Annotated in this window: 2 protein-coding genes and 1 pseudogene; 2 read left to right on the forward strand and 1 reads right to left on the reverse strand. The window is 62.6% G+C overall.

The genetic code is table 11. The features are described from left to right. Together I71_RS04430 and I71_RS04435 are read left to right on the forward strand one after the other, a co-directional pair. Window positions 1–461, forward strand: a 461-nt coding sequence (locus I71_RS04430) for a sensor histidine kinase (protein ID WP_244433626.1), incomplete at its 5' end; no start/stop codon positions are given. Next, a complete protein-coding gene (locus tag I71_RS04435) occupies window positions 454–834 on the forward strand; it encodes a response regulator (RefSeq protein ID WP_042691161.1) in 381 nt (126 codons plus the stop codon). The genes I71_RS04430 and I71_RS04435, both read left to right, overlap by 8 nt. Before the next feature lie 14 nt (window positions 835–848). Here I71_RS04435 and I71_RS04440 read toward each other — a convergent pair. Next, window positions 849–1,125 (reverse strand): annotated as a pseudogene (locus I71_RS04440) (transglutaminase family protein); the annotation flags it as partial.

A 1,125-nucleotide genomic window follows, 5' to 3' on the forward strand; every position in this document is an offset into this window, starting at 1 on the left:
AGTACAGGTTGGAAACATCGAAATCGTCGAGACTGCACTTCCGCGCAACTGAGGTAACCGGCAGACCCCTTGAATTGGAGCAGGTGATTCTCAACCTGTTTTCGAACGCGCACGATGCGATCGTCGCGCTTCGTGCAGCCGGTGGGACAGCAGGGCGCATTACGGTGACGGTCAGCGACGAACAGGATGGACAGAGTGTGGTCATCCAGGTGACCGACGATGGCGGTGGCATCGATTCGACGGTGCTTCCGCAAATCTTCGACCCCTTCTTCACCACGAAGGAGGTCGGAAAGGGATCCGGCCTCGGCCTGTCCATCGGATACGGCATCATCGACGCCATGGGTGGACGGATCGAAGCGCGCAATGTCGATCTTGGGACCGGAGGCCGCGGCGTCCGCTTTACCGTCATTCTGCCAAGTCAGCCGGTGTCTTCACCCGACAGGGAGTTTTCCCATGCCTGAGGCATTCCACATCCTGATCGCGGAAGACGAGGTGCTGGCGGCAATGGCTTTGGAGGATTTTCTCGCCTTCAAGGGCTTCCGCGTGACGGTCGCCGCCAACGGTGTTGAGGCGCTGGAATGCTATGCCGGCGAGCGGGTGCATGCGCTGGTGACCGATCTCCGTATGCCGAAGATGGACGGCCAGACCTTGATCCAGGAAATCCGCGAACGCGATCCGGCGCTTCCGGTGGTGGTGATGACCGGCTACCTGACCCAGGACAGCGACCTGAAGCACGAGCGCTGGAAACCGCTGGAAATCCTCAGCAAACCGGTGAATCCCCGCACCATCTGCGACACGCTGCACCGCATGCTGGGCCTGTCGCAGGAGGTTTGAAGCGGCGGCTTGCCTCAATCCTCCAGCGGTTCCACATCGACACTGACCGTCAGGCCATGTCCAGCCCCGCCCAAGAGGACGCCGCGGGCCGGGCTGACATCGTCGTAATCGCGCCCCCAGGCGATGGTGATGAAATCGCGGTTGGCGACACAGGCGTTGGTCGGGCAGATGTCGAGCCACCCGGTGGCGGTTCCGCACCAGACCGACGCCCAGGCATGGCTGACGTCTGCCCCCACAAGCCGGGGTTGGCCTGGCGGCGGCAGGGTGCGCAGATAGCCTGGACATACCGGC

The sequence above is a fragment of the Azospirillum sp. B506 genome, from assembly GCF_000333595.1.
In the GTDB taxonomy this organism is placed as follows: Bacteria; Pseudomonadota; Alphaproteobacteria; order Azospirillales; family Azospirillaceae; genus Azospirillum.